This is a genomic window from Rhizobium sp. CF080, assembly GCF_000282095.2.
GTDB lineage: Bacteria > Pseudomonadota > Alphaproteobacteria > Rhizobiales > Rhizobiaceae > Neorhizobium.
On record NZ_AKKC02000004.1, the window covers coordinates 980436 to 1007177 of the forward strand.

A 26742-nucleotide genomic window follows, 5' to 3' on the forward strand; every position below is an offset into this window, starting at 1 on the left:
ACCCGGATGCAATCGACAAACAAAACCGAATGTCGAGAAATCTCACAGATGTTCAACCAGGCTGCCTAGCAACTCCCCGTCGTGCGACACCGAGCCCAAAGGGTCATGGATGTTCCCCGGACCCGACATTCTCGCCTGAAGTTCGCGCGAGAAATGCGCGGCGGCATCCCGTACATCGCGGGCGAGTTCATCGTCGGACTCTGAATGAGAGCGGGTAAGTATCCGTGTCAGGCTTCCGATTACCGCACCTTCGCCGTTGAAGATCGGAGCTGAAATCGCGGCAAGGCCTGACTCGAACGTGCCGACGGTGATGCAGAAGCCGGCCTTTTTGATAGCCTGCATGCGACGCCGGAACTCGGTCCAGCTCTTGCCGAGGCCGGCCTCGGATATCTCTGATCCTGACCGCAGGAAAAGAGACTTCAGCCTCGCCGGCGGCAGGTTTGCGAGGATAACGAGCGAGGCGGCGCCTTTGAACAGTGAAAAAGGAAGACCTCGTGCTCGCATCAGCCGCAGCGGCATCTTGTCCGAGAGATTGCTATTTTCCTGCCGGAGGCAAAGCACTCGATCCCCCCAGAGTCCGCAGAGGATCAGAACGCTGTTCGGGACGCGCCGCGCGGTTTCGGGCATGATCCGGTTTCCGACGGAAGTCATAGGATCGCTGATCTGGATTTTGCGTTCCAGTTCCACGATTCGTGGCCCGAGCGAATAGCTGCCTCTGCTGAGCTGAACCAGCAGCCCGGCATTACACAGCACGCGCAGATATCGGTAGGTGGTTGATCGCGTCAAATCCAGCTTTGCGCTGATCTCGTCAGGCGACACCGTAGGGCTACCTTCATCAAGCAGATCGAGGATTTCGAAAGCGCGATCGATGCTTGTTTTTTCCATGTCGCGTTGCCCTGTGTCCAAAGATTCTCGATAACTTCCTGCAACATACAGGAATTTTCTATTATCGCAACAATCAACACTTGATGTTTTTCTCAAATAATGGCACAAACCTATATATCGGCGCTGGGAACCGATGTTCGTGGAGGAACAAATTACATGATAACCCGCAGACTATTTACCCGAAGCACGCTGGCTGCCGCAGCCATTGCTTCCTGCTTCGCACCAACTCTGGCTTCCGCGCAGACCGCAAATGGTTATCCGGACCGTCCTGTAACGATCGTCGTGCCATTTCCGCCGGCAGGTCCGCCGGACCTGCTTGCCCGTTCGATCGGCGAGCACCTTTCGAAGAAATGGGGTCAGCCTGTTCTTGTCGAAAACAAGCCCGGGGCCAACGGTGTCGTCGCAACCCAGTTCGTGGCGAGCGCGAAGCCGGATGGCTATACGATCCTGGTCGGCAGCGTCGCGACGCAGGCCATGAACCGCGCCCTTCGTCCGGACCTGCCTTTCGATACGTTGAAGGCGTTTGTTCCGGTGACGCAGCTCGGCTTTACGCCGATGTTGATCACTGCCCACCCATCCACCGGGATCAAGACCATTCCCGACCTCGTTGCGAAGGCGAAGGCCAATCCGGAATCGATCACCTATGCGTCCGTTGGCCAGGGAAGTGCGGCGCATCTTGCTGCCGAGCTGTTTCAGGCGGCAGCCGACATAAAGCTGGTGCATGTGCCTTATGACGGAATTGCGCAGGCTAGCCTCGATCTGATCTCCGGCCAGGTCGACCTCGGCTTCTCGAACGTCGTCAACATGCTGCCGAACGTAAAGGACGGCAAAAGCACGGCGCTTGCGGTTACGGATACAAAGCGCGACGCTGTCCTGCCCGACGTGCCAACCCTTGCGGAGAGCTATCCGGGAATAGACGTCCGGCTGTGGTGGGGCATTTTCGCGCCGGCCGGTACTCCGACACCGATCGTCGACAAGTTGAGCGCTGAAATCAACGTTGCACTCAAAGATCAGGCTCTGATCGACAAGTGGGCGAAGTCGGCAACGGTTATCGTGGGCAGCACGCCTTCGGACTTCAAGGCAATGGTCGATGCCGATGCCGAGAAGTGGGGAACGGTGATCAAGAACGCCAAGATCACCACGCAATAAGCAGTCGGGGCCGCCACATCGGTCGCAGCCTCAGGAGGATTTATCATGAGCGTTAATCTGTCGCTTGGCCTTGCCGAGTTCATCAAGCATGCCGATATCGCGGATGCAGGTCCGGATGCCGGTGAATTCGCAAAGCGGGTAATTGCCGATACAGTCGCTGTTATCCTGTCCGGCGCCGGCAGCGATATGGCCTCTCCCATGCTCGACTACACCTCCCGCATGGGGACGGGGACGGTGCCGTTGATCGGCACGAATGTCAGTGCTTCGGCTCCCGTCGCCGCCCTCGTGGGCGGGACTTTCGGGGCGGCTCTCGATTTCGACGACGTGCTCTCCATGATGCCGGGGCATCCGGCCGCCGTCATCATGCCGGCACTCATCGCCCAGTGCTACGATGTGCCGATCTCCGGCAAGGCGCTCATCGATGCCTATGTCGTAGGTCTTGAGGTTGGCGCCAAACTCTCGCAGGGCGTGGGCATAAAACACTATCAGCGCGGCTATCACACTACCGGCACGATTGCACTGTTCTGCGCCGTTGCGGCCCTGGCGCGGCGCTTCGATCTTTCGATCGACCAAACACGCATGGCGATGAGCCTTGCTGCGTCCACCGCTTCGGGCATTCAGGCCAATTTCGGCACCATGACCAAGCCGTTCCATTCCGGCTGGGCTGCCCAGTCGGCGGTCATCGCAGTCGATCTCGTGCGTTCCGGCTTCACCGCATCACTTTCGGCGCTCGAGGACAACGGTGGCTATCTTTCGGCCTACGGTACGGAGGAAAGCGACGCGGGCAAGGTCTTGCCCCTGCTTGGCAAGCCATGGACAATCGTTTCGCCGGGCATCGCGCTCAAGAAATTCCCGACCTGCTATGCGACCCACAGGGCGATCGATGGTGTTGTGGAAATCGAACGCGAGGTTGGCCCGCTGATAGGCCAGCTTGAAAGACTGACCTGCCGAGTTGTTCCCGGCGCACTATTGCCGCTGCGTTTCAACAGGCCCAAGACTGGTTTGGAAGGCAAATTCAGCATGCCGTACGGACTTGCCGTCGCCATGCTGGATCGCCGATTGACCATCGCATCCTTCGAGGATCCTGCGGTCATGCGCCCTGAAATATGGGATCTCTACGAGAAGATCGAGGTGATCGAAGACGAGGCATGCGGCGCCGAAGATCCCGACTATCACAAAAAGAGCGCCGGCACCCGGGGCTTTGTGGTCGTCGAGGCCAGACTCGCGGATGGCCGTACAGTTAGCCGGCGCGTGGATATCTCGCCGGGTCATCCCAAACGGCCACTCACCTGGTCGGACCTGAACGAGAAGTTTCTGGACTGCGCGGCAAGCTGCGAGGTCGATGGCAACGTTGCGCAGAAGGCATTCGACGGACTCAAGGCACTGGAAAACGTACCGGATGTCGGGGCCCTGCTGCGAACGCTTGTTCCCTCGCCGACCGCCAAGTCTGCCGCAGCCGAATAAGGACCAATGACGGTCGTCCGGAGAGGCGGCGTCGGGGAGGAATTCGATGAACGAGAAATTCTACAGGACACCTGACGGGCAGTCGGGGATCTTCTTCACCCTGTTCGGCGCATTTGTTACCTGGCAGTCGCTCGGTTATCCGCTGGGTAAGCTTTCGCAAATGGGGCCGGGCATGTTTCCGCTTGGACTGGGATCGCTGCTGGTGATCGTCGGTCTGATAGTGACATTTAATGCCATCAGGTCCTCTCAGGAGGAGGCCGAACCGTTCGAGTGGCGCTCCGCCGTTATTATCACCGTGGCGATCATTGCATCCGGACTGCTGCTGCTGACCGCAGGACTTTTCGTCTCGATACCCGTTCTGGTGCTGATCTCATCGCTCGCGGGCAGGAAAAACCGCATTGCCTCGGTCATCCTCTCGGCGATCGGGCTGACGCTCATGGCATGGCTGATTTTCCTTGTCGGTCTCGACATGCGTATTCCTCTTTTCTGGAATTAAGATCATGGACCTCTTTTCAAACCTCCTGATCGGCTTCGAGACATCGCTCCAGCCCGCCAACCTGCTCTACTGTTTCATCGGCGTAGTGGTTGGAACGGCGATCGGTGTTCTGCCTGGGCTTGGGCCGCTCGCAACCATCTCGATGCTGCTGCCTCTTACCTATTCGCTGGATCCGGTTGCCGCCCTGATCATGCTCTCCGGCATCTATTACGGCGCTCAATATGGCGGCTCCACAACAGCCATCCTAGTCAACTTGCCCGGTGAAGCTTCCTCCGTCGTGACCGCGATCGACGGCCACAAGATGGCCAATGCCGGCCGCGCGGGGGCAGCACTCGCCATCGCGGCTCTCGCATCGGTGTTCGCCGGCACCATTTCCACCTTTTTCGTGGCCGGGTTCTCCCCTCTGCTGGCGAAAGTCGCGCTGTCGTTTGGTCCGGCGGAATATTTCTCCCTGATGGTCGTCGGATTGGTGGCGGCCGTCATCCTGGCACATGGCTCGTTGATGAAAGCCATCGGCATGGTTCTGGTCGGACTCGTGATCGGCAGCGTCGGCATCGACAATAACAGCGGCGCCTACCGCTTCACATTCGGCTCGCTGGAACTCTCGACCGGAATTGAATTCGTGTCCGTCGCGATGGGGCTGTTCGCATTTGCTGACATCATTGCCAATGTTGGCGACAAAACCAGCAATGCACCGATCATTCACAAGATCTCGCGGTTGTGGCCATCGCGCCAAGATTTCCGCGACGCCACACCAGCGGCGGCGCGCGGAACAGTGCTTGGCTCCATCCTCGGAATTCTGCCAGGCGGCGGAGCGGCCTTGGCATCCTTCTCCGCTTATACCTTGGAAAAGAAGGTCTCGCGCCATCCCGAACGTTTCGGCAATGGTGCTGTCGAAGGTGTCGCAGGCCCGGAAGCTGCAAACAATGCCGCGGCACAAACCTCTTTCATTCCCATGCTGACGCTCGGCATACCGTCGAATGGCACAATGGCCCTGATGATGGGCGCGATGATGATCCACAATATCGCTCCGGGCCCACAGGTCATCACCCAGCAACCAGTTCTTTTCTGGGGTCTGATCACCTCCATGTTCGTCGGCAATGTCATGCTCGTGCTGCTGAACCTGCCGCTGGTTGGAATATGGGTAAAGCTGATCTCCATCCCTTACCGTTTTCTCTATCCCGCGATCTTGATGTTCTGCGTCATTGGTCTCTACAGCATCCAAAACCAGACGTTCGAGATCATGACCGCGGCGGTATTCGGGCTTGTCGGTTATCTCTTCATGCGAATGAAATGCGAGCCCGCACCATTGCTGCTTGGCTTCATCCTCGGTCCGATGTTGGAATCGAATCTCAAGCGGGCAATGCTGCTGGCCAAGGGCGACGCGACAACGTTCTTCACCCGCCCCGTCTCCGCCATCATGCTGCTTATCGCTCTTGGATTGCTGCTGACCGTGGTCTTGCCGCAGTTCCGCAAGAAGCGCGAAGAGGTATTCGCCGAAGATGCCTGATGTGTCTGCCCAAGATGCTTCGGTCATCGGCCCTTGGCCGATGACCCCGATTACTGCGCTCTGAAGGAACCGAACGATGGTCGTTCACGAAACATTGCTGTCTCGCCTGAAAGACAAGACTCTCGTGGTTGAAGCCGCCAAAGTCGGTGGAAAATGGGTTCGCGACGTCTCGGATGGTGCTCGTTTCGATGTCTTTAACCCGGCGACGGGTGTGGTTCTGGCAAGCCTTCCGGCCCTGTCGGCCACGGATGCGCGCTGCGCCGTTGCCGACGCCAAGCATGCCCAGAAGGCGTGGGCAAAGCGCACGGGCAGGGATCGCTCCGCGGTCTTGAAGTGCTGGCATCAATTGTGGATCGAAAATCTCGATGACCTGGCACTGATCCTGACCTGCGAACAGGGTAAACCTCTCGCCGAGGCGCGCGGTGAGGTACTCTACGGTGCCTCCTATCTTGAGTGGTTTGCCGAGGAGGCCAAGCGCATCTACGGCGACATCATTCCCGGGCATGCGGAAAACCTTCGCATCCTGGTGATGAAGCAGCCGGTCGGCGTAGTCGGGGCGATTACCCCCTGGAATTTTCCAAACGCCATGATTGCCCGTAAAGTGGCGCCGGCGCTCGCCGTCGGTTGCGCCATGGTCGCAAAACCCGCCGCGGAGACGCCGCTTTCGATGCTGGCACTGGCGGTGCTTGCCGATCGCGCTGGTCTTCCGGATGGCCTGTTCTCGGTCATAACCGCGCGCAGCGGCGCGGATTTCGGCAAGGAAATGACCTCCAATCCGGATGTCGCGAAAATCACCTTCACCGGATCGACTGAAGTGGGCCGCATCCTGATGCGCCAAGGCGCCGATCAAATCAAGAAACTTGGACTTGAACTCGGTGGCAACGCACCGTTCATCGTTTTCGACGACGCCGACATCGATGCGGCCGTGGATGGTGCGATGGCAGCGAAATATCGCAATGCTGGCCAGACCTGCGTGTGTGCCAACCGCATCTATGTCCAGTCAGTTGTTTATGAAACATTCGTGGAGAAATTCAGCGCAAGAGTTGCGTCACTCAGAGTTGGCAACGGCCTCGAAAGTGGTGTGGAAATAGGACCGCTGATCAATGCGGGGAGTGTGGCCAAAGTTCGCGAGCACATCGCCGACGCAATCGATAGAGGTGGCAAGGTCATTGTCGGTAGCGAACCGTCGGAGCTGGGTCCGCTCTTCGTCAATCCAACCGTCATTCGCGACGCAACGTCCGATATGAAGCTGTCGCGCGAGGAGACCTTCGGTCCGCTTGCGCCGATCTTCCGCTTCGAAACGGTGGACGAGGTGATCGCGCTCGCCAATGACACCGAGTTCGGTCTTTCCGGCTATTTCTACGCGCGTGACATGGCTCGCATCTTCAAGGTCGCGGAGGCATTGGAAGTCGGCATGGTCGGCGTCAATACCGGCCTCATCTCGACAGAGGTCGCACCATTCGGCGGCGTCAAGCAGTCCGGTCTCGGTCGTGAAGGCTCCCGTTATGGAGCCGATGATTATCTCGAAATCAAATACGTCTGCCTTGGAGGGCAGGCCGCCTGAAAGAAAGCGGTCCGCAGTCTGCTGCGGACGGGTCGTCGCCACCCTGTGGGGTGGCAAACAGCAAGCCGAGAGGCATTTTGGAGTGAAAGCAGATGACGCAGATCGAATGCGTGGTGAGATCCGGCGATCAGGTCGGCGAGGTGCCGGTGTGGTGCGACCGCACAAATCTTTTGTGGTGGATGGATGTGCGGCGGCCACGCGTACAATCCTTTGATCCCGCAACGGGCGAACACAAGATCTACGAGACCGGCGGCCGGGCTCTGGGAAGCTACGCGCTCCGCGAATCCGGTGGCATGATCCTTGCTCAGGATGATGGCATCTACGCCTTCGATCCGGGTGTCAGCGAGCGGGTCAAGCTTTTCCATCCGGAAGACGATCTTCCGGACAATCGCCTGAACGACGGGCGTTGTGATCGCCGCGGCCGTTTCTGGCTCGGCAGCATGAACGACAAGGTGCGTCAGGACGACGGCAATTTCTGGCGTATCGGCACCGATCTCTCCGCCAGGAAATTTTTTGACGGCATCAATATCCCGAACGGTGTTTGCTTCAGCCCCGACGACAAGACGATGTATTTCGCCGACACCCCGAAGCGTATGATGTGGGCATTCGATTTCGACATTGATGACGGTGTCATTTCCAACCGCCGCGTATTTGCCGATCTGACCGCCAATCCCGGCCGCCCCGATGGTTCCATCGTCGATGCCGAGGGCTTCATCTGGAACTGCGAATTCGCCGGCAAGCGGATCGTACGCTATGCCCCGAACGGCACCGTCGACCGGGTAGTCGAGATGCCCGTCACCAATGTCACCTGCGCCGGTTTTGCCGGACCGAACCGCGACATTCTCTACGTGACGACCGCATGGCAGGGGCTGAGCGAAGAGCAAAAGGCTGCCGAGCCGGATGCCGGTGGACTTTTCCGGATGGATGTCGGTGTGAAGGGGCTGCCCGAGCCCCGGTTCAGAGGCTGAGAGGATATTTGAAATGAAACTTCTTTATGGTGGGCTTTCGCCCTTTGTTCGCAAGGTCATGATCGTCGCGCACCTGAAAGGCGTTGCCGATAAGCTTGAGCTCGTTCCGGCTCCCGTCAATCCGCTTCAGCCGCTCGATCTCGCCATCGCCGTCAATCCTCTCGGCAAGATACCGGCGCTGACATTGGGCGATGGTACCGTGCTCTACGGTTCGACCGTGGTTGCCGAATATCTCGATGCACTGGACGGTACCCCGACCTTCTTTCCCACTGGCTCTGACAAATGGGTTGCGCTGCGCCGCAACGCCATGGGTGACGGCATCCTCGAAGCGGGAACACTGGTCCGCATCGAGAGCCTGCGTCCGGAGGACAAGCAGTGGTCGAACTGGCGGGACGTTCAGGCTCTGAAAGTAAGCAATGCGTTGAATGCCGCCGAGGCGGAAGCCGGTGCACTTGCAACCGAAGGCTTCACCATTGGTGAAGTGGCGTTGATCTGCGCTCTGGGTTGGCTTGATGTGCGGCTTCCGGATGTCGCTTGGCGTGAAGGTCGTTCCGCTTTGGCAGCCTGGTTCGCAAAAGTGTCGGAAAATCTGGTCGTCGCGCAAACTGCGCCGAAGCTGCCGAAATGAGCGAACTCATCAGGCAGGCAATCGCCTCAGGGGTTGGCGTCGGCCAGATCAGCGACGCTATGGATGAGCTCGGCCTGCCGCGGAACGCCGGCGGAGGTTATCGTCTACTTGGTGGCAAAGGGGGTACCGTCTTCGGACGGGCCTTCACTCTCAAGCAGATCACCATACCATCCGGCGAAACCGGCATCGTTCGTCAGGGTGAGGCAGCGCTTTCGCTGGCAAATTCCGGCGACATCCTGGTCGTCGATGCTGGCGGAAATACAGCGATGGCGACATGGGGCGAGGGGCATTCACTCAGGGCTCAGATCAATGGCCTGTCAGGTATCGTCCTGCACGGAGCGACGCGTGACAGCGAGGCCCTCGCGACAGGCTCCCTGCCTATTTTATGCCGTGGAACATCGCCTGTCCGTAGCAAGGGCCGTCTTCACACAGTTTCGGTTGGGGAACCTGTCACGATTGACAGCGTCATTATCAAGAGGGGAGATCTGGTTGCGATCAGTGTTGATGGCTTAGCCTGCATACCCTCTGACCACGAAACGGCGGTTCTCATCAAAGCCTGCGAGATCCAGCAGATGGAGCGTGAACGCGACGTCCAAATGCGCGGTCAGATTTCTGGTCGTACGTCGAGATGATGGAGCAGGAATTCCAACCGCGTCGTCCGACGTGCCCGCTTCGGCGGCACATTGTCGCCGAACCGCTCTACGAAGATCGCTCTCCGCTCAATATGCGATTTCATGCGACGTCCAGTTTCCACAAGGCTCACTCGTTTCCGGCTTGAATGGGATTTGGGCGCCTCTTCTCGATCGCGTGCTTGAGCAAGGCCGCGCAACGGAAAATACCATGGGCAAACTTGCCGTAGGGCAATGTCACGAACAATCCCATCACGAAGCCGAGATGGACAGCCAGAAGGAGCGGCATGGCCGAAGTTTCACGCAAGGCCAGCAGGACGAGGCCGGTCAGGCTGATCAGGAAGAGAAGCGCGATGAACCCGCGGTCCATGGATTTCTGCGTTTCATCCGTCTGCATCGGATTCCGACGGAGATTGAGCCACAGGAGGCCTGCGGGACCAACCAGCAGGCCGATGCCTCCAAGGGTGCCGAGCACGACCGGAGCGCTCAGGATCGGATAGGGCGCTTCCATTGCAAACAGATAGTGATAGAGCGTCGCGACGGAGGTCGATGCGAAACACAGCATGAAGCCATAGAAGGTGAAATGATGGAAGCGTTTGCGCCACAGCGTGAAAGCATCGTCCTCATTGTTGCAGCCGTCGCGATGACCGCCGTCGAGATATTTCAGCGTCAGGGCCGACGTGGTGGCCTCGCTTATGGCACGGGACAAGGTAACCGGCCTTCCCGGCTCGGAAACTGCGCGCCAGAAACGGGTGACACCGATTGCGAGGGCTATAACCGAAAATCCCGATGCGGCGCCAAAGAGGACAGCAAGCAGATTATGCGGGAAAATCGCATAGAAATCCGCCTCGAGCCCATGAACGAAAAGGCTGCCCTTCAGCAGCACCGTCGCGATGAGGAAGGCGGCGACGCCAAGGCTCACCGCAAGCGCCACCGTCAGGCCGTTCCGCTTGTAAAGCCGGCCGAATGATTTCGGGAAGGCATATTCGACATAGGTGTCTTTGCGGACCTTTGCCAATGCCTTCGGGACATTCACCCCGAACTCATGCGGCGGCGCGTACTGACAGGCGTAAAGGCAGGCCGAACAGTTGTGACAAAGGTTGGCGAGATAATGCGCGTCGGCGACGTTGAAATCGAGCCGGCGGGTCATGGCCGGGAAGACGGCGCAGAAACTCTCGCAGTAGCGGCATGCATTGCAGATGTGCAGAATGCGATCAACCTCGGCCGCATTCGCATCCAGCTCGTTTTCAGCCTGTGCCGCAAGGCCCATCAGATCAATGACGGCCATGGTTTTCGCTCCTGATGATTGACCTGCCTTGCGCCGCGGCGGCGGCGCTCGTGCCAGCTATGCGGCCGAAGGCCGTTCCGATGCTCATGCCGACACCGGCCGTGTAACCCTTGCCGAGCACGTTGCCGGCCATCATTTCGCCGGCAACGAACAGGTTCGGACTTGGCCGGTCAGCGAAACGCACAGCAGCGGTCTCATCGACCTTCAGGGATAGATAAGTGAAGGTAATGCCCGGGCGAAGCGCATAGGCATAGAAGGGTGGTGAATCGATCGGCAGCGCCCAATGCGTCTTTGCCGGTGTCACGCCGTCGGTCCGACAGTCATCAAGGACGGTATGATCGAACGTCCCGGGGCGGCAGGCGGCATTATAGGCGTCCAAACTGCGCATGAAGGATTCCGCCGGCAGTCCGAGCTTCGTGGCCAATTCCGGCAGGGTACTCGCGGTTACGCCGGGAAAGACAGGTGGCATGAAACGCCCGATGACTTTCCGGTCGATGATCGAATAGCCAATCTGCCCCGGTTGCTGGGCGACCAGGCGTCCCCATATGGCATATCGTTTGGGCCAGAAATCCTCACCTTCGTCATAAAATCGCTCGCCATGTTTATTGACGACCACGCCAAGCGAGACGCAGTCGATACGGGTGCAGATGCCGCCGTCGTAGAGTGGCGCGCGGGCGTCGATCGCGACGCAATGTCCCTGGGAAGGATCGCCGATCGTATCGGCGCCGGCATTCATCATCTCTTTCAGGAGAACGCCCTGGTTGAAACGCGTGCCCCGGATGAGAAAATTGTCAGCCGGCCATTCTCCGAGGTCGTTGCGGCCCCACGCCTCGCGCAGCCACTCGCGGTTCGATTCGAAACCACCGGCGGCAAGCACGCAGGTCTTGGCCGTGAGCCGTTCCCCCCTTTCGGTGATGGCGGCCACGAGCCGGTCGCCATCGAGTTCGATCTTCGCAACGGGCGTGTCGTACCGCACCGTCACGCCAAGGTTTTCGGCGCTGCGATAATAGGCGTTGATAAGCGCCTTGCCGCCCCCCATGAAAAACGCATTGGTTCGGGCAGTGTGGAGTGCGCCCGACAGTGACGGCTGGAAACGCACGCCGTGGCTGCGCATCCAGTCCCGACAGTTCGACGAGGCGCGGATGACGATGCGCGCCAGATATTCGTTCGTCTCACCACCTGTCACCTTCAGGAGGTCCTGCCAGAATTCCTCTTCCGGATAGGCCTCGACAAGCACATCCTGGGGCGCATCGTGCATGCAGCGCAGATTGCGGGTATGCTGGGAGTTTCCCCCGCGCCATTCCTTCGGCGAAGCCTCCAGGACCAGAACCGAAGCGCCCGCCTCACGCGCCATGAGAGCCGCACACAACGCCGCGTTTCCGCCACCAATCACCAGTACGTCGTACACGACCCTTTTCCCCCTGAATTCGGGCGAACCTTAGAGGAGCGTGATGTCGAGGAACATGGCGGGTGCTTGAAGAGGGCTTCACGCTTCGTGAAGAGTAGCCCCCAGCCAACGGCCCTCGCGCACCAGCGAGCCGACCGTCTTTCGCAATTGCGCACGAAGCGCGAGAGCGGCGGGCGACAGCTCATGTTCGGGCAGGCTTGCCAGCAAATTCGTGCGGTAGACGCTTTCATCAGCCACCGGCCGCACTTCGAAGGTGCCGACGGCTGCGCGGGAGAGGGCAGCTCCAGGCTGTATCGTGTAGCCGTGCCGGTTCGACACCGCCTGCATGATAACGGCCAGCGAGTCGATTTCCATGACGATGCGGGGATTGACGTTTGCGGCCGTGAAGGCGCGATCGAGGCTTACCCGAAGGCCATGACTGCGGCTGGGAAGAATGAGGGGCAGCGTTGCGGCTTCTTCGAGCGTGACCGGATTTTTCGCTGGCGGTGCCTCGACCCCATCGACGGAATTTGCGACGGCACCGAACAGGAACAGGCTCTCATCGAGCAGCGGGATGGCCTCGCTGCGCGCAAAGGTGACCGACTCGGCGTTGAAGAGAACGGCAAGGTCGATCTGCCGCCCCTTCAGCATGGCGGCGAGGTGGCCGGACATTCCCTCGACAAGCTGCAGCCGGATCAGCGGATATCGCCTCCCCATTGCCTCGATCAACGGTATGGCGAGGATGGTAGCCGTGGTAGGTGCCAGGCCAAGCGCGACGACGCCGGTCAGACGAGCACCCTGCGCCGCCGCTGCAGCTGCTTCGGCATGACGCAATGCCAGCATCGCATGTTGGCAGAAGGCAGCGCCTGCCTCGGTCGGAGCAACCCCGGCCGCCCCACGGACCAGAAGCCGGGTGGAAAGCTCGCTTTCCAGACGGCTGATCTGCTGGCTGAGCGCGGATGTCACGACACCGAGTTCGGCTGCTGCCTTGCCCAAGCTGCCGTATTCAACGGCGGCGACAAAATACCTAAGCTGTCTCAGTTCCACATCGTTCCCCGGAAGGTCCCTCAGACCATGACACAAGCATATAAGGTGATATCGCAAACTAGCGTAGTCTCCAGCCATGGGCTGAGTTTTTTCATGCCCTGCGGAAAAAGAGCTTCTCGCTCCTGATGGCTCGGGACCCGCGGGCATTCCGGTTGATCTGAACGCGCATCAGAAGCTCCAGATCCTGCGGGACTCAGGCGCTCAGGTGCGTGCTCTCGTCGTCGCGCGAAGAAGCGGCATCGTCGTCGATATGGGGCGATAACCAAAACATATTTGTCCTGCAAAATTCAATTTCATAATGTCGCGGTCACATCTGACGGAGGAGATTGACTGATGACCGCTGATGCGGCGACCGGCCCCGAGGGCAGGATCTTCGATCTCGTGGTTGTCGGCAGCGGTGCCGCCGGGTTAACGGCGGCGCTGACCGGTCTGCTCGCAGGTCTCAAAGTCGCCGTGATCGAAAAGCTCGACGTCATCGGCGGAACAAGCGCCCGCTCGTCGGGAACCGTGTGGGTGCCGGACAATCATTTTATGCACATGGCGGGCTTTTCTGGTGAACGGCAAAGCGCGGGCGAATATCTGGCCGCGCTGACGGGAGAAGATGGCGATAGCGCCATGTGGCGCACCTTTCTCGCCAATGCGCCGCGCATGATTGAAGACCTTAATACGTCGGCAGGGATCGCTTTCCGACCCTATGAGGCCGCGCCCGACTATCGGCAGGACAAGCCCGGTGCGGCTTCGGGCTGGCGGGCACTGGAGCCGGTTGCCTTCGATGGTAGGGAACTGGGCGGAGATTTTTACCGATTGGCCTGGCCCATACGGGAACTGATGCTTTTCGGCGGTTTGATGGTGACCCGCGGCGAGGCAGCCATGTTGCTCAACGCGGAGCGTTCCCTGTCGGCAATCGGCTTGGGAATGCGGCTTGTCGGCCGTTATCTGCTGGACAGAATCAAGTACCGGCGAGGGACGCGCCTCGTGCTTGGAAACGCGCTTGTGGCGCGGCTTTTGAAAGCGGTCGTCGACCGGGGAGGGATGGTATCGACCGGTGTAACGCCGCTCCGCCTTCTGGTCGAGGGAGGTGTCGTGCGCGGCATCACGGTTCGCAACGGCGAGGCCGCCGAGGACATCAGGGCACGTGCGGCTGTCATTCTCGCGGGGGGCGGTTTTCCCGCCAACGGGGAGTGGCGCAGCCTGTATCTGCCTGCCCCAACCCCAGAACATACGCCCGCTTCGCCCGGCTGTGACGGGAGCACGATCAGGATCGCTCTCGAAATGGGAGCGGCTCTCGGCCGGCAGGGAAAGGACAATGCGCTGTGGTTTCCCAGTTCCGTGGCCGGCCGGCATGACGGCAGTCTGGTGGTCTATCCGCATATCGTCCTCGATCGCGCGAAGCCTGGCCTGATCGCCGTGAACCATCGTGGTGTGAGATTCGTCAACGAGGCGGTTTCGTATCACGAGTTCGTGCGGGGCATGTATGCCGCCGACGGGGAGCATCCCGCCATTCCGGCCTGGCTGATCTGCGACCGGCACTTCATCCGCCGGTACGGGCTCGGCCTCATCCGGCCACGCGCGCTGTCGCTCCGCCATCATGTTGCGAGCGGCTATCTGAAACGGGGTCGGTCGATCGAAGCCCTGGCAGACGAAATTCGCGTTCCAGCCGAGCAATTGTCGCTAACGATAGCACGCGCCAACGAGTTTGCCGACACCGGCGTCGATCTGGATTTCGGCAAGGGCGGATCCCTTTACGACCGCAGCAACGGCGATCCGTTGGTCAAACCCAATCCATGTCTCGGCAGGATTGAAAACGGGCCTTTTTACGCAGTCGCAGTCTATCCGACACCGCTCGGCACAAGCCTTGGCCTGCTGACAAACCATGACGCGCAAGTTCTGAATGCGGACGGATCGCCGATACGCGGCCTCTATGTCTGCGGCAACGACATGCATTCGGTGTTCGCGGGCGAGTATCCGGGCGCCGGAGCGCAACTTGGCCAGGCGATGACATTCGCGTGGATCGCCGCGCGCCATGCGGCAGCTCGGACCGGGGCGACGAGCATTTCAGACATCATTCGAGAGGAGAAAGCGATATGACGGAGAAAAAGGGGGGCGAGATCATCGCCGATTTCCTGGTGCGTGAGGAAATTCCCTATGTGTTCGGGATATGCGGACATGGCAATGTGGGATTGCTCGATCCGCTCCTGGACGTGCAGGACAAGGTGAAGCTCGTTTCGCCCAGGCACGAGCAGACGGCAGCCCATATGGCCGATGGCTTTTTCCGCGTGTCCCACAAGCCCGCAGCGACATTGACGTCGACCGGGCCGGGCTCCGCCAACCTCATCATGGGACTCGCGGTTGCTCAAACGGACTCGTCGGCGATTTTTTCCATCACGGCCAACGTGCCGACCTCCCAATTCAACCGCGGTCCGTTCCAGGAGCTGAACCAGCATCATCAGGCGGATTTCAACAACGTCATCAAGCCGGTCGTCAAACGCAGCTTCCAGCCGACCCGGGTCGAAATGCTACCGCTTGCGATGCGGCAGGCCGCAACGACAATGACAACCGGCCGCCCGGGCCCGGTCAATCTCGACGTGCCCTATAACCTGTTTCAGGAAAGCGCCGAGGTGAAGGACGAAGCCGCCTGGAACGGCTTCAACACCAGGCGTAACGGAGCGAGCAACGAGGATGTCGCGCGGGTGGCCGACTGGCTGCTGGAAGCACAGCGGCCGGTACTTTTCATCGGTCACGGCGTGACGCTTTCGGAGGCGAGCGAGGAACTGACCGCGCTTGCGAAGCGCCTGTCGATCCCGGTCATCAGTTCGCCCAACGGCATGGGCTGCATCGACATGCGCGATCCGCTGTCGCTCGGCTTCATCGGCCGCAACGGCGCCTTCGCATCCAATCAGGCAGGGCGCCGCGCCGACCTCGTGCTGGCGATCGGCGCGCGGTTCGACGATCGCTCGGCCTCATCCTGGAAACCGGGTTATTCCTGGAATTTCCCGAGCACCAGACTGGTGCATGTCGATCTCGACCACGCCGAACTCGGCCGCAACTATCCGCCGGACATTGCGATCCTCGCGGATGCCAGGGCGTTTCTCCGGCAGCTTCTCGCCGAACTCGACCGCCGGAAGGCCGGGACTGAGCCGCGCCTGCCTGAATGGCATGCCGCGATCGCCGGTTGGCGCAAGGAATGGAAGGACTTCATTCAACCGGGCTTCGAAACCCATTCCTCGCCGATCCGTCCCGAACGCATCGTCGCGGATTGCCGTGCGGTTCTGCCCGACGACGCGATCATCTCGCTGGACTCGGGCATTCACCACAACTGGTTCATGCAGTTCTGGGAGGCCCGCCGCCCGCGCACGATGCTGAACACCTGGGGTTATTCCGGAATGGGCTTTGGGCCGAGCGCCATCCTCGGGGCGAAACTCGCCGCTCCGGACAAGGTCTGCGTTTCGATCTGCGGCGACGGGGGCTTCACCATGGTGCCGCATGTTCTCTGCACCGCGGTCGAATACAACATCGCTGTCGTGTGGGTGGTGTGGAACAATTTTGCCTGGGGCGCGATCCGCGACCTGCAGTATGCGTATTTCGGAGGACGGGAATATGGAACGGCCTTCTATCATGGGCAGAACAAGGAGCGGTATAATCCGGACTTTGCCATGTGGGCCAAGGCGGCTGGCGTTGCTGGCCACACCGTGACCCGCTCGCAGGATTTCGCCGGTGTGCTTCGGGAAGCAGTGGCGTCGAACCAGCCGGCACTGATCGACGTCCATGTCGACGCGGACATCCGGCCGCCGGCAACGGGCGCCTGGGAACTTCCGCCCATACCTCCGAAAGAGCCCGTCTTCGGCGCCCCCTGGAGCCCTCTGGGCTGAGCGAGAGGATATTCCCATGGCAACCGAACAAAAGGCCATCGTCCGCAATATCGCCGAAGAACCCTGGCAGCAATTCCCCGCCCATTACGGCGGGGCCTTATCGAAGGCGCTGGTTCACCCGACGACGACCAGATCCACGCAGATCGACTACCGTATCTCGACCTATGCCCCGATGGCCTATGTGGAATATCATGTCCACAAGGTCCAGGAGCAGGTCTATCATGTGCTCGACGGGGAAGGACTGATGGAGATCGATGGGGAAAGGCGCGTCGTGCGAAAGCACGACGTCATATTCCTGCCGCCGGGCGTCTGGCATTCCATCCAGAACAGCGGCCTGGGCGACCTTACTTTCATCGTTGCAACGACGCCTATCAAGGACGAGTGAGCGAATAGGACGATAATCGAAGGATCCCGGCTGGGTCAGCGTGATGACCCGGCCGGCTTTCCGTTACTTGCTGGTATTGAACTCGGTCGGCAGCTTGAGTTCCTCAATGACGGCTTTGAACTGTGTCATCGTATCGGCCAGATAGGTCTTGAGCTTTTGGTTGTCGCGATAGAGAACATCGAGCTCGAGATTCTTGACCGTTTTCACGAATTCCGGGTCATCCATTGCCGTCCTGAATGCTTTGTCGAGCTTGTCGATGATCGGCTGCGGGGTTCCCGCCCGCGCGACGATGACGGAAGCCGACGAGGCCGAGAAATTGAAGCCCAGTTCCTTCGTGGTGGGCACGTCCGGAAAACTTGCCATCCGTTCGTTTCCAACGATTGCGAGGAGCTTCAGGTTTCCCTGGCGGACATCGTTTGCCCACTGGGTCGAACCGACCGCCGCATTGATATGTCCGCCGAGCACCGCTGTCAGCGTATCGCGCGCACCGGGATAGGGCACGTGCGTCCAATCCAGCCCGCGTTCGACGCCGATATACTGCATGGCGACATGCATGGTGCTGCCGGCACCCGAGGTCGCGTAAGTGAAGCTGGCCGGGTTCTTCTTGGCGTAGTCGAGCAATTCCTGGAAGGTCTTCCAGGGAGCCTTGGAACTGACCACGACACCCGTGACGCCTGAGGCGAATTGCAGGACAGGCGCAAAATCGTCCGGCTTGTAATCCAGCTTTCTCAGCAGCGGGATGCGGTCGAGCGGTGTCTCTATGACTGCAGCGAGCGTATAGCCGTCCGGCTTGTCCTTGGCCAGCAGCGAGAGGGCGACTGAGCCAGCGCCACCTGGCTTGTTGAGGATCGTGATGGGTTGACCAAGGATCTTCTCCAGCTTCTGGCCGAGCACGCGTGTCATCACGTCCATGTTGTCGCCCGGGCTGTAACCAACGTAGATGTTGATCGGTTTGGCGGGGTATTCCTGCGCGAGCGCCGGCGCGGCGGCAGCGATGCCGATCCCCGCCAGTGCCGCCATTGCGATTTTCACGATGTCCATGTCTTTTCCTCCTCCTTTAAAACATGCGGTTCCTAGAGGGTGCGGCCCACCTCGAAGCCGTCCCATATGGCTTTCATGATATTCTTGGGTTCGTCTCCATCGCCGATCGTGTAAACCGGGACCGGAATGCTGCCTTGAATCGCGTCGCGAAGGGCAGCGCGCGATTTCATTCCGACCGCAAAGACCACGCTGTCGCAGGGAATTTTCGACTGTCCTTCCGGGCCGAGGATCACGGCATGCGACCGCTCGATTGCGACGACCTTCGTCCGGGTCAGAATTGTAATCCCCTGGAAGTTCAGCAGGTCGATCAGCATGTTGCGATTGGCACGGGCAACGGGAATGGAGACCAGCTGACCGAGCGCCTCGACGATCGTGACCTTTTGGCCCTTGCGCGCCAACCACAGAGCAACCTCGCAGCCGTTTTCACCACCACCGACGATGACGACCTCGCCCGCCGGCGCGGCGTCACCGAGCAGAACTTCGGTCGCCGTGGAAGCAGGCATGCCCTCGGCAACCGGTATGGACGGGCGGACATCGCTGGATCCGGTCGCCAGGATAATGGCATCGGCCTCTTCGTCGGCTAACGTTTCGGGAGTGACGGTCGCACCAAGCCTTATGTCGACGCCCAGTTGGCGCAGCTGACGCTGCATCCATAGGTCGAGCTTGTTGATGTCCCGCTTGTCTTCCGGCGCGGACGCATCGCGCAGGTGTCCGCCCAGAACGGGCTCCCGCTCGAAGAGCCGGACCTTGTGTCCGCGGATCGCCGCGACACGCGCGGCCTCCATGCCGGCCGCACCGCCGCCAACCACCACGACCCGCTTCGGACGCAACGCGACCGTGAGTTCCATGGCGCGTTCGCGCCCGCAGGTGGGATTGACGGTACAGGAATTTATCTCACGCCCATGGATCATCTCGGTGCAGGCTTGATGACAGCCGATGCAGGGCCTGATCTCCTCCAGTTCGCCTCGCAACACCTTGTTTGGCCAGTAAGGATCTGCGAGCAGCGCCTTGCCGAGGGTTATGATGTCGGCCTGGCCGTCGCGTAGCGCGCGTTCGGCAAGCTCGGGTTCGTCGAGGCGCCCCACGGCGAGCACGGGCACGGAGACCTTGCGCTTGACGAGTTCGGAAAGGTGAAGCATGCAGCCGTGCTTCTGGTAGATCGGCGGATGCGCCCAATAATGACCTGCAAGGGTTCCCGCATCGATCGCCAGCCCATGGATGCCGGCCTCTTCGAGCAGGGCGGCCATGTCCAACCCTTCCTCGATCGTTCGTCCCACTTCGATGTAATCCTCTCCCGGAAGGGCGGCCTGCTGAAGGGATTTGGTATAGTGGGTCAGCCCATAACGGTAAGTGATCGGATAGTCGTCTCCCAGCCGTTTCCTGATCTCGCCGATGATCTCGAGCGGAAAGGTGAGGCGGCCGCGCAGATCCCCGCCGTATCTGTCGTCGCGCTTGTTCCAGAAAGCACACGTGAACTGGTCGAGCAGGAAGCCTGCGTGCCCGTGGAGCTCGATCCCGTCGACGCCTGCCTTGGCGATGATTTCGGCCGCCCGTCCGTAGGCCTGGACGAGTTTCTTGACCTCCTCGGTCTTCAACGCGCGACAGGTAATGCGGGGATCACCGAAGTTCGGCACGGCCGACGGCGCGACCGGTCCACCCGTGACGCTGCCCGGCCGGGCCGAAGCGCCGAATCCCGGTGAGAGCTGGGCAAATATCTTTGCGCCCAGCGAATGGACGGCCTCAGTCATGTCGGCGAAGGGGCGAATGAATTCGTCCCGCACCGGCCCGCGCTTGCGGGTCGTATATTCCACCTGCTCTTCGACCTTCAGCATCCCGGTGATGAGCAGTCCCGCCCCGCCGCGCGCCCGTTCCACGAAGTAGTCCACGTAGCGTTGGGTCGGCAGCCCGGTCACGTCCTGAAGGGCGGGAAAGCCCATCGGCGCCATCGCGATACGGTTCTTGAGCTTCAGCTTTCCGATTTGAAAGGGTCTGAAGAGTTCCGGAAATTGTGGATGCACTGGGTAATCTCCATGACTGGGGCGGAGGTTCGCGAGGTCATTCCGCAAACTGGTTGTAGACTTGGCGTCGGCGGCGCAGCCATGGCAGCGCGTTCGACAGCAGTACGAGCGCGCAGATCGCAAAGCCCGTCGCCGATATCGGGTGACTGAAGAAGATCGAGAAACTGCCGCGTGAAATAAGCAGTGATTGACGCAGGTTTTGCTCGAGAATAGGCCCGAGCACGAAAGCCAGAACGAGAGGACCGGCTTCGTAGCCGAACTTGCGCATCAGGTATCCGATGACCCCGAATACCAGCATCACATAGATGTCGAAGACCGAATTGTTGACCGAATATGCACCGATCAGACAGAACAGGAAGATGACTGGATAGAGCAGCCAAATCGGCGTCTTGAGCAGCTGCACCCAGATTCCGATCAGCGGCAGATTGAGGATCATCAGCAGCACGTTGCCGATATACATGCTGGCGACCAGGCCCCAGAACACATCGGGATTGTTGGTGATCAACGTGGGACCCGGCTGAATGCCCTGAATGACGAGTGCGGCGAACAGCATCGCCATGATCGGACCGGTCGGCAGACCGAGCGAAAGCAGGGGCACCAGTCCGCCCGTGGCTGCCGCGTTGTTTGCCGATTCCGGTGCAGCCAGCCCCTCGATCGCCCCGTGGCCGAATTTTTCCGGATGACGCGAGATCTTCTTTTCCAGCGCATAGGCGACGAAGGTCGCGAGCACGCCGCCGCCGCCCGGAAGAATGCCGATCAGGAAGCCCAAAATGGAGCCGCGGACGATGGCCCATTTCGCTTCCGTCCAGTCCTGCAGCGATGGCCACAGCCTGCTGATGCGGTTCTGGACCTTTCCGGCGCTTACCTGGTTCTCAAGGTTCTCGATCACCTCCGCTATTCCGAAAAGACCCATGACCACTGGCACGATGCCCAGCCCGTCGGTCAGTTCGGGGAAGCCCATGGTGAAACGCGGCAGTGCCGTGACGAGGTCGGTGCCGACGCAGCCAAGGATCACTCCGAGCGCTGCCATCATCATCGCCTTCAGCGGCGAATTCTGAGAAAGCTGCGTCACCATGACCATGCCGATACATATCGCGGCAAGATATTCCGGTGGGCCGAAGTCGAGGGCCGCTTTTGCCAGAGGACCCGAGATCAGCATCAGCGCGACGATGGACAGGGTTCCGGCTATGAAGGAACCCCAGGCGGCAATCGCCAGCGCCGGACCGGCACGTCCTTGCCGCGCCATCTCGTAGCCATCGATGCAACTGACGATCGAGGTGGCTTCGCCGGGAATGCGGACCAGCACGGAGGTTATCGTTCCGCCATATTGCGCTCCGTAATAGATCCCGGCGAGCATGATGAGGGAGCCGGTCGGCGTGATGTGCATCGTCGCCGGCAGAAGCAGGCCCATGGCGCCGACCGGGCCGATACCGGGCAGCACGCCGATCAGCGTGCCGATCAGCACCCCGGCCATGCAGAAGACGAGATTGTCCCACTGAAATGCAATTCCGAAGCCGAAAATGATATGACTTAGATTATCCACCGGGCATGCCTCTTCCTATTAAAAGCCGAAGGCGCCACGGGGAAACTGTCCACTCAGAAGCGTCTGGAACAGCAGATGACAGGCGACCGCTGTCACGACTGCCACAGGCAGCGCGCTCCAGGTCACCTTCTGACGGACGATAATGATGAGGGCCGTCATCAGAAGACAGATCGTCGTGACGAATCCGATGCTCGACATGAGCCACGTAGCGGCAAAAAGAACGGCGAAAGCCGGTAGGATCTTGGTGACGAGCGCGCGTCCAAGCAACGCCGCGCCGATAACCTCATCAGCCTTGGTGTAGATCACCACGAAATGGACCACAGACAGGACGGCCATGATGAATGCCGCCCAGAATGCGGTGAAACCCATTCCCGGAACCCGCATCGTGCCGAGGCCGAGGCCATACGAAGCCTTCATGATAAGAAGGGCGAAGCCAAGAAGGAACAGATTTGCGGCATAATCGCGTGCTTTCAAGCCAGTCTCCTCCCCTGACCATCGGCTGCAATCGCCTAGCCTGGTCGGCCACGACAACGCTTCCGAACGGCGCTTGATTGATCCTGATACTAGGAGCGTCTGCAGCGAGAGCGCCAATAGGCTTTTCGGAGATGCTCATAGCGATCCGTTATAGCCGAAAGCTTTGCCAAGCATCGCCGTCGGGAATTGCCGTGATGCCCTGATTGCCATCAAGCTGCTGCGATCGCTTCGACGCCGATCCAGCGACCGGTCTTGATCTGATCGCAAACGACGTTGCGGATTTCCTGGGCCACAACCCGAATGGCCGGAGACGTTTCCTTGTCAGGCGCGCTGTAGAGATAGTTCACACGAGACAGAGCGACGTCCTTGACGGGAAGAAAGCGCCACACGCCGCTGTGTTCGGGGCCAAACACGTTCACCGCGGAATGCGGCTTGATCGTTGCCCCCATCCCGCGCAGGAGACATCGCATCAGGATCGGAAGAGAGTCGATTTCCGCCAACGGCGTTATCGTAATGTCCAGCCTTTCGAATTCGATATCGATCCTCCTGCGCAGGCCGTGCTGCTGGCTGGGAAGTATCAACGGCACGTCCGCGAGGTCGCGGATCGCCACGTTGATCTTGCTTTTGGGAAACAGGTCCCGTTCGGCAGGAAAAACGACGAACAGTTCTTCGCGAAACAGCGGGCTATGTTGCGATCCAGGCACGGCCGACGGCGTGAAGAGTATCGTCAGGTCGAGGTCCCCCGATCGCGCCTTTCCTTGGAGCGATCCGCTCAATCCTTCGACGATGTTCAGGAGGATGCCCGGATACTTGCGATGCATCACTTCGGTTATCTCCGTCCCGATCTGACAGATCGTCGTCGGCGGCAGGCCGATCGTGACGCGACCGGACACTTCAGTCTGAGTCTCGCGCGTCAGAACAAGTGCCTGATCGATCTGTCGCAGGATGAACTTGGCGTGACGATAGAGCGTCAGCCCCTTCGGCGTGGGTGTCACACCGCGGGGGCTTCTCAACAGAAGGGGCGCGCCGACCTCGTATTCGAGCCTCGATATCTGTTGGCTAAGGGCCGGTTGGGCGATATTCAGTTCTCGCGAAGCCTGTGTGAAGCCGGCGCATTCTACGATCGTCACGAAATATTTCAGCTGCTTGACGTCCATGACGGCCTCCCCGCAATCATCGCTTCCAGTCGCACCGCCGGCTCGCCAACCGTCCCCTCGTCTCGATTTGTGGGTTTGACAGGGATCGGCGGCGGCCGCCCTGAATTGAATGGTTTGTCCCCCTTCCGCTTATGTGGCGACACGTGCGGAAACCATTTTTTGGTATACCAGATAGCACCAGACTTCTCGGGAAGGCAATACATTCAGCTTATGGGGCTCCCTTAAAACAATATTGGCGGATTGCGGAGCTGCCTTCTAGGCTTCTGCACATCAGGCCGAACTGGCAAGTTTTCAGTCGGCAGAAGAATGGCCCGCATCTGAAGGCAGAGACCGGAATGTTAGATCCGAACATGGACATACCTGCATCCAGAGAGGCGACGTATCCTATTCTGATCGGTTCGGAGTGGGTGGCCGGCGAAGCGGCGTCGCGGGAAATCCTCGACAAATATACGCTGAAGCGGTTGGGGATGAGGGCCGCCGCGTCGCCGGAACAGATTGGCCGCATGATCGCGATCGCGCAAGACAGGTTCGAGGCGGATCGGCTCTCGCCCTATGATCGCGGAGCGATTCTGGATCGCGCCGCCGATCTCGTAAAGTCCCGATTGACCGATTTCCTCGCTGTCATGCGGCCGGAGACGGGGTTCACGACGGCCGACTGCGAGGGGGAAATCCACAGGACGTGCCTGACCCTCAAGCTTGCCGCAGAAGAGGCGAGGCGCTTTTCAGGCGATATCATCCCGGTGGCTGGAGCACCATCGCAAGGAGGGCGTATTGCGATGACGCTGCGGGTACCGCTTGGCATCGTGCTTGCCGTGACGCCTTTCAACTCTCCACTGAACACGGTCGCGCACAAGATCGCCCCGGCGATAGGGGCCGGCAATGTCGTGTTGCTGAAACCGGCCAGCGTCACCCCGGCCAGCACCTCGCTGCTGGTTCAAGTCCTGCTCGATGCCGGCTTGCCGCCCGGATATGTTCAGTTGTTTCATGGCGAAGGCCCGGCGGTTTCGGCGGCTCTCAACGATCCCCGCATCCGCTATGTCGCCTTTACCGGATCGACGGAAGTGGGGCGCATCATCCAGGCCCAGGCCGGCCTGCGCCGCACCCAAATGGAGTTGGGGTCAATCGCCTTCACGGTTATTGCCGAGGATGCCGATCTTAGCCGGGCGCTGCCGAAGGTCGTCTCCGCGGGGTATCGCAAAGCCGGCCAGGTCTGCACTTCCATTCAGGTGCTTCTCGTCCATGAAAGCCGGCTGGACGAAGTTTCCGAGAGCCTTGCCGGATTGGTAGCTCCGTTGAAGTCCGGCGATCCCGCCGCACCCGGTTGCGTTACCGGTCCGCTCATTTCGCTCGACGAGGCAAAACGTGTCGAGAGTTGGATCAGCGAAGCATTGGATGGCGGCGCCACGCTTCTTGCGGGAGGTCGCCGGACGGGTTCGATGGTCGCCCCGACATTGTTGCGGGATGTGCCGCCGACGATGAAAATCGGCTGCCAGGAGCTGTTCGGCCCCGTGGTATCGATAGAGGCCTATCGCAGCAGCGAACAGGCGATCGCACGCATCAACTCGACAGCCTACGGTCTTGCCAGCGGTGTGTTCACCAACCGGCTGGACGACGCGTTTCTTTTCGCCAGGAAACTGCATGTCGGCGGGGTGCATATCAATGAAACGTCTTCGTCGCGCGTCGATCTGATGCCCTACGGCGGCTCCAAGGACAGCGGCTTCGGCCGCGAAGGACCGCATTATGCCATCCGGGAAATGAGCGAGGAGCGCGTCGTTACCTTTCTATCCTGAATTCAGTCGAGGAAATTATGACAATCAAGACAGCACTCGTTTTTGGTGGTTCCCGTGGTATCGGTGCTGCGATCGTCGCGGCCCTGCAGGAAAGGAACTGGCAGGTCGTCCATACATCGACGGGTCGCTCCGGTGCTGCCGCGGATGGCGCGATAAAGGTCGATGTGACCGATGCTTCAACTGTGAACGCGGCTTACGAGGAGGCGCGCACCCGACTGGGCGGAAAGATCGGCCTCGTGGTCGCCAATGCCGGGATAAATCGTCCGGGCCGACCGCTTGCGGATTTTCCCGACGAGGACCTGCGCGCTCTGGTGGAGACTAATATCGTGGGGGCTTTCAACATGCTACGGGGCGCGGCGCGCGCCGTCGAGGACAACGGAGTCATTCTGGCAATCACAACCTCCCTCGTCCGGCGCGCACTTCCGGGAACCGGCCCCTATACCGCGACCAAGGCGGCCGTCGAGGCGCTGGTGCGATCCTTGCAGATGGAACTGGCCGGCCGAGGCGTTCGCGTGAATGCAGTTGCGCCCGGGCCTGTCGACACCGATCTGTTCCGTGCCGGAAAGGATGACGCGGCGATCACCCGGATGAAAGGGCTTTCGCCCTTCAATCGCGTTGGCGACCCAAAAGATATTGCGGGTCTTGTTGCCTTCCTCGCCTCGGAGGATTCCTCTTGGATCGCCGGTCAGGTTCTGCAGGCCAACGGAGCCATGGTATGAGCCCACTGACCCTTCTTTACACTCCGGCCTCCCCCTTTGCGCGCAAGGTCCGCATGGCGGCGCTAGAGCGGCGCATCAAGCTGGAACTTCTGGATACCCACGTAAGTCCAATTCTCTCGAATCCGGAACTGGCAAAAGTCAATCCGTTGGTGAAGGTACCGGTGCTCATCTCCCCGGACGGTCCGATCTACGATAATCGCGTGATCTGCCGTTATCTGGACAGATTGGGGGAGGGCCCAAGTCTCTATGCGTCGGAAGTGGCCGAAAGGTGGTCTATCGCGACACTGGAAGCATTGTCGGACGGTGTCATGGATGCCGCGGTACTGCTCCGCTACGAACTCGGCGTGCGACCGGAGGAGCTACGGTGGAAGCAGTGGGTTGATATCCAGTTTTCCCGGATCCTCGGTGTGCTCGAGCAGGTCGAGAAGATCACCGACAGTCTTGTCGGTCTTCATATCGGATCGCTCGGTCTTGCCGCCGCGCTTTCGTATCTCGACTTTCGTCATCCAGCGCTTCCATGGCGTGAAAACCATCCCCGCTTGTCCGCGTGGCTTGCCGATTTCGAGGAGCATGAAATCATGAAGAATACGCGCTACCCGCAAGTGTAGTTAGTTAGTTCGCGCAATTACGTCTATAATTACAGTATACCGAAAATCATAGGTGTAAATCACCCTTGGTTGCCCGTCATCGTGTGGTTATTTTATAAATCCGATAAGCTTTTCCTATACGGT

The 26742-nt window shown here is 60.0% G+C and carries 23 protein-coding genes; 14 read left to right on the forward strand and 9 right to left on the reverse strand.

Annotated elements, in window-relative coordinates; all coding sequences use genetic code 11:
• Window positions 1-42: 42 nt before the first annotated feature.
• The gene (locus PMI07_RS11665) at window positions 43-885 is read right to left on the reverse strand and encodes an IclR family transcriptional regulator (protein WP_007762396.1); all 843 of its coding nucleotides are present in this window, start codon (window positions 883-885) and stop codon (window positions 43-45) included.
• A 156-nt stretch (window positions 886-1041) separates the two neighbouring features.
• Between PMI07_RS11665 and PMI07_RS11670 the strand changes: the two genes are divergently transcribed.
• From PMI07_RS11670 to PMI07_RS11705, 8 genes are all read left to right on the forward strand, one after another.
• On the forward strand, window positions 1042-2034 hold the full coding sequence (locus tag PMI07_RS11670; RefSeq protein WP_007762393.1) for a tripartite tricarboxylate transporter substrate binding protein: 993 nt from the start codon (window positions 1042-1044) through the stop codon (window positions 2032-2034).
• A gap of 45 nt (window positions 2035-2079) precedes the next feature.
• Entirely contained in the window at window positions 2080-3498 is a 1419-nt protein-coding gene (locus PMI07_RS11675; protein WP_007762390.1) for an MmgE/PrpD family protein, read from the forward strand.
• Between the two features lie 46 nt (window positions 3499-3544).
• Complete coding sequence (locus PMI07_RS11680; RefSeq protein WP_007762385.1) at window positions 3545-3994, forward strand: tripartite tricarboxylate transporter TctB family protein; 450 nt, start codon at window positions 3545-3547, stop codon at window positions 3992-3994.
• A gap of 4 nt (window positions 3995-3998) precedes the next feature.
• Window positions 3999-5504, forward strand: coding sequence for a tripartite tricarboxylate transporter permease (locus PMI07_RS11685; protein WP_007762382.1), 1506 nt, complete (start codon window positions 3999-4001; stop codon window positions 5502-5504).
• 76 nt (window positions 5505-5580) lie between these two features.
• Window positions 5581-7068 (forward strand): NAD-dependent succinate-semialdehyde dehydrogenase, encoded by a 1488-nt coding sequence (locus tag PMI07_RS11690; RefSeq protein WP_007762379.1) that lies wholly within the window; start codon window positions 5581-5583, stop codon window positions 7066-7068.
• A 92-nt stretch (window positions 7069-7160) separates the two neighbouring features.
• Window positions 7161-8036 (forward strand): SMP-30/gluconolactonase/LRE family protein, encoded by an 876-nt coding sequence (locus PMI07_RS11695; RefSeq protein ID WP_007762378.1) that lies wholly within the window; start codon window positions 7161-7163, stop codon window positions 8034-8036.
• Between the two features lie 13 nt (window positions 8037-8049).
• Window positions 8050-8664, forward strand: coding sequence for a glutathione S-transferase family protein (locus PMI07_RS11700; RefSeq protein ID WP_007762375.1), 615 nt, complete (start codon window positions 8050-8052; stop codon window positions 8662-8664).
• Window positions 8661-9296 carry an RraA family protein gene (locus tag PMI07_RS11705; RefSeq protein WP_007762373.1) on the forward strand — a complete coding sequence of 212 codons (636 nt, stop codon included), beginning with the start codon at window positions 8661-8663 and terminating at the stop codon, window positions 9294-9296. Before PMI07_RS11700 ends, PMI07_RS11705 begins: the two co-directional genes overlap by 4 nt.
• 127 nt (window positions 9297-9423) lie before the next feature.
• On the opposite strand, the gene tcuB is transcribed toward PMI07_RS11705, so the two are convergent.
• The 3 genes from tcuB to PMI07_RS11720 all read right to left on the reverse strand — a co-directional run bounded on the left by tcuB (window position 9424) and on the right by PMI07_RS11720 (window position 13015).
• Window positions 9424-10563 (reverse strand): tricarballylate utilization 4Fe-4S protein TcuB, encoded by a 1140-nt coding sequence (gene tcuB, locus PMI07_RS11710; RefSeq protein WP_155956497.1) that lies wholly within the window; start codon window positions 10561-10563, stop codon window positions 9424-9426.
• Between the two features lie 4 nt (window positions 10564-10567).
• Window positions 10568-11989: an FAD-dependent tricarballylate dehydrogenase TcuA gene (tcuA, locus tag PMI07_RS11715; protein ID WP_007762368.1), complete on the reverse strand. Its 1422-nt coding sequence runs from the start codon at window positions 11987-11989 to the stop codon at window positions 10568-10570.
• 78 nt (window positions 11990-12067) lie between these two features.
• Entirely contained in the window at window positions 12068-13015 is a 948-nt protein-coding gene (locus PMI07_RS11720; protein ID WP_024163753.1) for a LysR family transcriptional regulator, read from the reverse strand.
• 381 nt (window positions 13016-13396) lie between these two features.
• Here PMI07_RS11720 and PMI07_RS11725 point away from each other — a divergent pair, with 381 nt between their 5' ends.
• Genes PMI07_RS11725 through PMI07_RS11735 form a run of 3 tightly spaced genes read left to right on the forward strand, consistent with a single transcriptional unit; the run spans window position 13397 to window position 17269 of the window.
• The gene (locus PMI07_RS11725) at window positions 13397-15103 is read left to right on the forward strand and encodes an FAD-binding protein (RefSeq protein ID WP_245277126.1); all 1707 of its coding nucleotides are present in this window, start codon (window positions 13397-13399) and stop codon (window positions 15101-15103) included.
• Window positions 15100-16884, forward strand: coding sequence for a thiamine pyrophosphate-binding protein (locus PMI07_RS11730; protein ID WP_007751923.1), 1785 nt, complete (start codon window positions 15100-15102; stop codon window positions 16882-16884). Before PMI07_RS11725 ends, PMI07_RS11730 begins: the two co-directional genes overlap by 4 nt.
• Window positions 16885-16900: 16 nt before the next feature.
• Window positions 16901-17269 (forward strand): cupin domain-containing protein, encoded by a 369-nt coding sequence (locus PMI07_RS11735; RefSeq protein ID WP_007751922.1) that lies wholly within the window; start codon window positions 16901-16903, stop codon window positions 17267-17269.
• Window positions 17270-17332: 63 nt separating this feature from the next.
• On the opposite strand, the gene PMI07_RS11740 is transcribed toward PMI07_RS11735, so the two are convergent.
• The 5 genes from PMI07_RS11740 to PMI07_RS11760 form a co-directional block, all read right to left on the reverse strand.
• Window positions 17333-18310: a tripartite tricarboxylate transporter substrate binding protein gene (locus tag PMI07_RS11740; RefSeq protein WP_007751920.1), complete on the reverse strand. Its 978-nt coding sequence runs from the start codon at window positions 18308-18310 to the stop codon at window positions 17333-17335.
• Between the two features lie 32 nt (window positions 18311-18342).
• Window positions 18343-20328, reverse strand: coding sequence for an FAD-dependent oxidoreductase (locus tag PMI07_RS11745; RefSeq protein WP_007751918.1), 1986 nt, complete (start codon window positions 20326-20328; stop codon window positions 18343-18345).
• A gap of 37 nt (window positions 20329-20365) precedes the next feature.
• Window positions 20366-21871 carry a tripartite tricarboxylate transporter permease gene (locus tag PMI07_RS11750; RefSeq protein ID WP_007751916.1) on the reverse strand — a complete coding sequence of 502 codons (1506 nt, stop codon included), beginning with the start codon at window positions 21869-21871 and terminating at the stop codon, window positions 20366-20368.
• Between the two features lie 18 nt (window positions 21872-21889).
• Window positions 21890-22345, reverse strand: a complete 456-nt coding sequence (locus PMI07_RS11755) for a tripartite tricarboxylate transporter TctB family protein (RefSeq protein WP_007751913.1) — start codon at window positions 22343-22345, stop codon at window positions 21890-21892.
• A 209-nt stretch (window positions 22346-22554) separates the two neighbouring features.
• Entirely contained in the window at window positions 22555-23502 is a 948-nt protein-coding gene (locus tag PMI07_RS11760; RefSeq protein ID WP_007751910.1) for a LysR substrate-binding domain-containing protein, read from the reverse strand.
• Window positions 23503-23837: 335 nt separating this feature from the next.
• On the opposite strand from PMI07_RS11760, the gene PMI07_RS11765 reads away from it, so the two are divergent.
• Genes PMI07_RS11765 through PMI07_RS11775 form a run of 3 tightly spaced genes read left to right on the forward strand, consistent with a single transcriptional unit; the run spans window position 23838 to window position 26619 of the window.
• Complete coding sequence (locus PMI07_RS11765) at window positions 23838-25292, forward strand: aldehyde dehydrogenase family protein (RefSeq protein WP_007751906.1); 1455 nt, start codon at window positions 23838-23840, stop codon at window positions 25290-25292.
• A gap of 17 nt (window positions 25293-25309) precedes the next feature.
• Complete coding sequence (locus PMI07_RS11770) at window positions 25310-26011, forward strand: SDR family oxidoreductase (protein ID WP_007751903.1); 702 nt, start codon at window positions 25310-25312, stop codon at window positions 26009-26011.
• Window positions 26008-26619, forward strand: a complete 612-nt coding sequence (locus PMI07_RS11775; protein ID WP_007751900.1) for a glutathione S-transferase N-terminal domain-containing protein — start codon at window positions 26008-26010, stop codon at window positions 26617-26619. Before PMI07_RS11770 ends, PMI07_RS11775 begins: the two co-directional genes overlap by 4 nt.
• Window positions 26620-26742 lie beyond the last annotated feature (123 nt).

What these genes read in the sequence shown, in the direction of transcription:
- PMI07_RS11700 (WP_007762375.1), top strand. Translation starts at nt 8,050, where the DNA reads ATGAAACTTCTTTATGGTGGGCTTTCGCCCTTTGTTCGCAAGGTCATG.
- PMI07_RS11685 (WP_007762382.1), top strand. Translation starts at nt 3,999, where the DNA reads ATGGACCTCTTTTCAAACCTCCTGATCGGCTTCGAGACATCGCTCCAG.
- tcuB (WP_155956497.1), bottom strand. Translation starts at nt 10,563, where the DNA reads ATGGGCCTTGCGGCACAGGCTGAAAACGAGCTGGATGCGAATGCGGCC.
- PMI07_RS11680 (WP_007762385.1), top strand. Translation starts at nt 3,545, where the DNA reads ATGAACGAGAAATTCTACAGGACACCTGACGGGCAGTCGGGGATCTTC.
- PMI07_RS11760 (WP_007751910.1), bottom strand. Translation starts at nt 23,502, where the DNA reads ATGGACGTCAAGCAGCTGAAATATTTCGTGACGATCGTAGAATGCGCC.
- PMI07_RS11740 (WP_007751920.1), bottom strand. Translation starts at nt 18,310, where the DNA reads ATGGACATCGTGAAAATCGCAATGGCGGCACTGGCGGGGATCGGCATC.
- PMI07_RS11765 (WP_007751906.1), top strand. Translation starts at nt 23,838, where the DNA reads ATGTTAGATCCGAACATGGACATACCTGCATCCAGAGAGGCGACGTAT.
- PMI07_RS11690 (WP_007762379.1), top strand. Translation starts at nt 5,581, where the DNA reads ATGGTCGTTCACGAAACATTGCTGTCTCGCCTGAAAGACAAGACTCTC.
- PMI07_RS11735 (WP_007751922.1), top strand. Translation starts at nt 16,901, where the DNA reads ATGGCAACCGAACAAAAGGCCATCGTCCGCAATATCGCCGAAGAACCC.
- PMI07_RS11775 (WP_007751900.1), top strand. Translation starts at nt 26,008, where the DNA reads ATGAGCCCACTGACCCTTCTTTACACTCCGGCCTCCCCCTTTGCGCGC.
- PMI07_RS11665 (WP_007762396.1), bottom strand. Translation starts at nt 885, where the DNA reads ATGGAAAAAACAAGCATCGATCGCGCTTTCGAAATCCTCGATCTGCTT.
- PMI07_RS11695 (WP_007762378.1), top strand. Translation starts at nt 7,161, where the DNA reads ATGACGCAGATCGAATGCGTGGTGAGATCCGGCGATCAGGTCGGCGAG.
- PMI07_RS11675 (WP_007762390.1), top strand. Translation starts at nt 2,080, where the DNA reads ATGAGCGTTAATCTGTCGCTTGGCCTTGCCGAGTTCATCAAGCATGCC.
- PMI07_RS11670 (WP_007762393.1), top strand. Translation starts at nt 1,042, where the DNA reads ATGATAACCCGCAGACTATTTACCCGAAGCACGCTGGCTGCCGCAGCC.
- PMI07_RS11730 (WP_007751923.1), top strand. Translation starts at nt 15,100, where the DNA reads ATGACGGAGAAAAAGGGGGGCGAGATCATCGCCGATTTCCTGGTGCGT.
- PMI07_RS11770 (WP_007751903.1), top strand. Translation starts at nt 25,310, where the DNA reads ATGACAATCAAGACAGCACTCGTTTTTGGTGGTTCCCGTGGTATCGGT.
- PMI07_RS11705 (WP_007762373.1), top strand. Translation starts at nt 8,661, where the DNA reads ATGAGCGAACTCATCAGGCAGGCAATCGCCTCAGGGGTTGGCGTCGGC.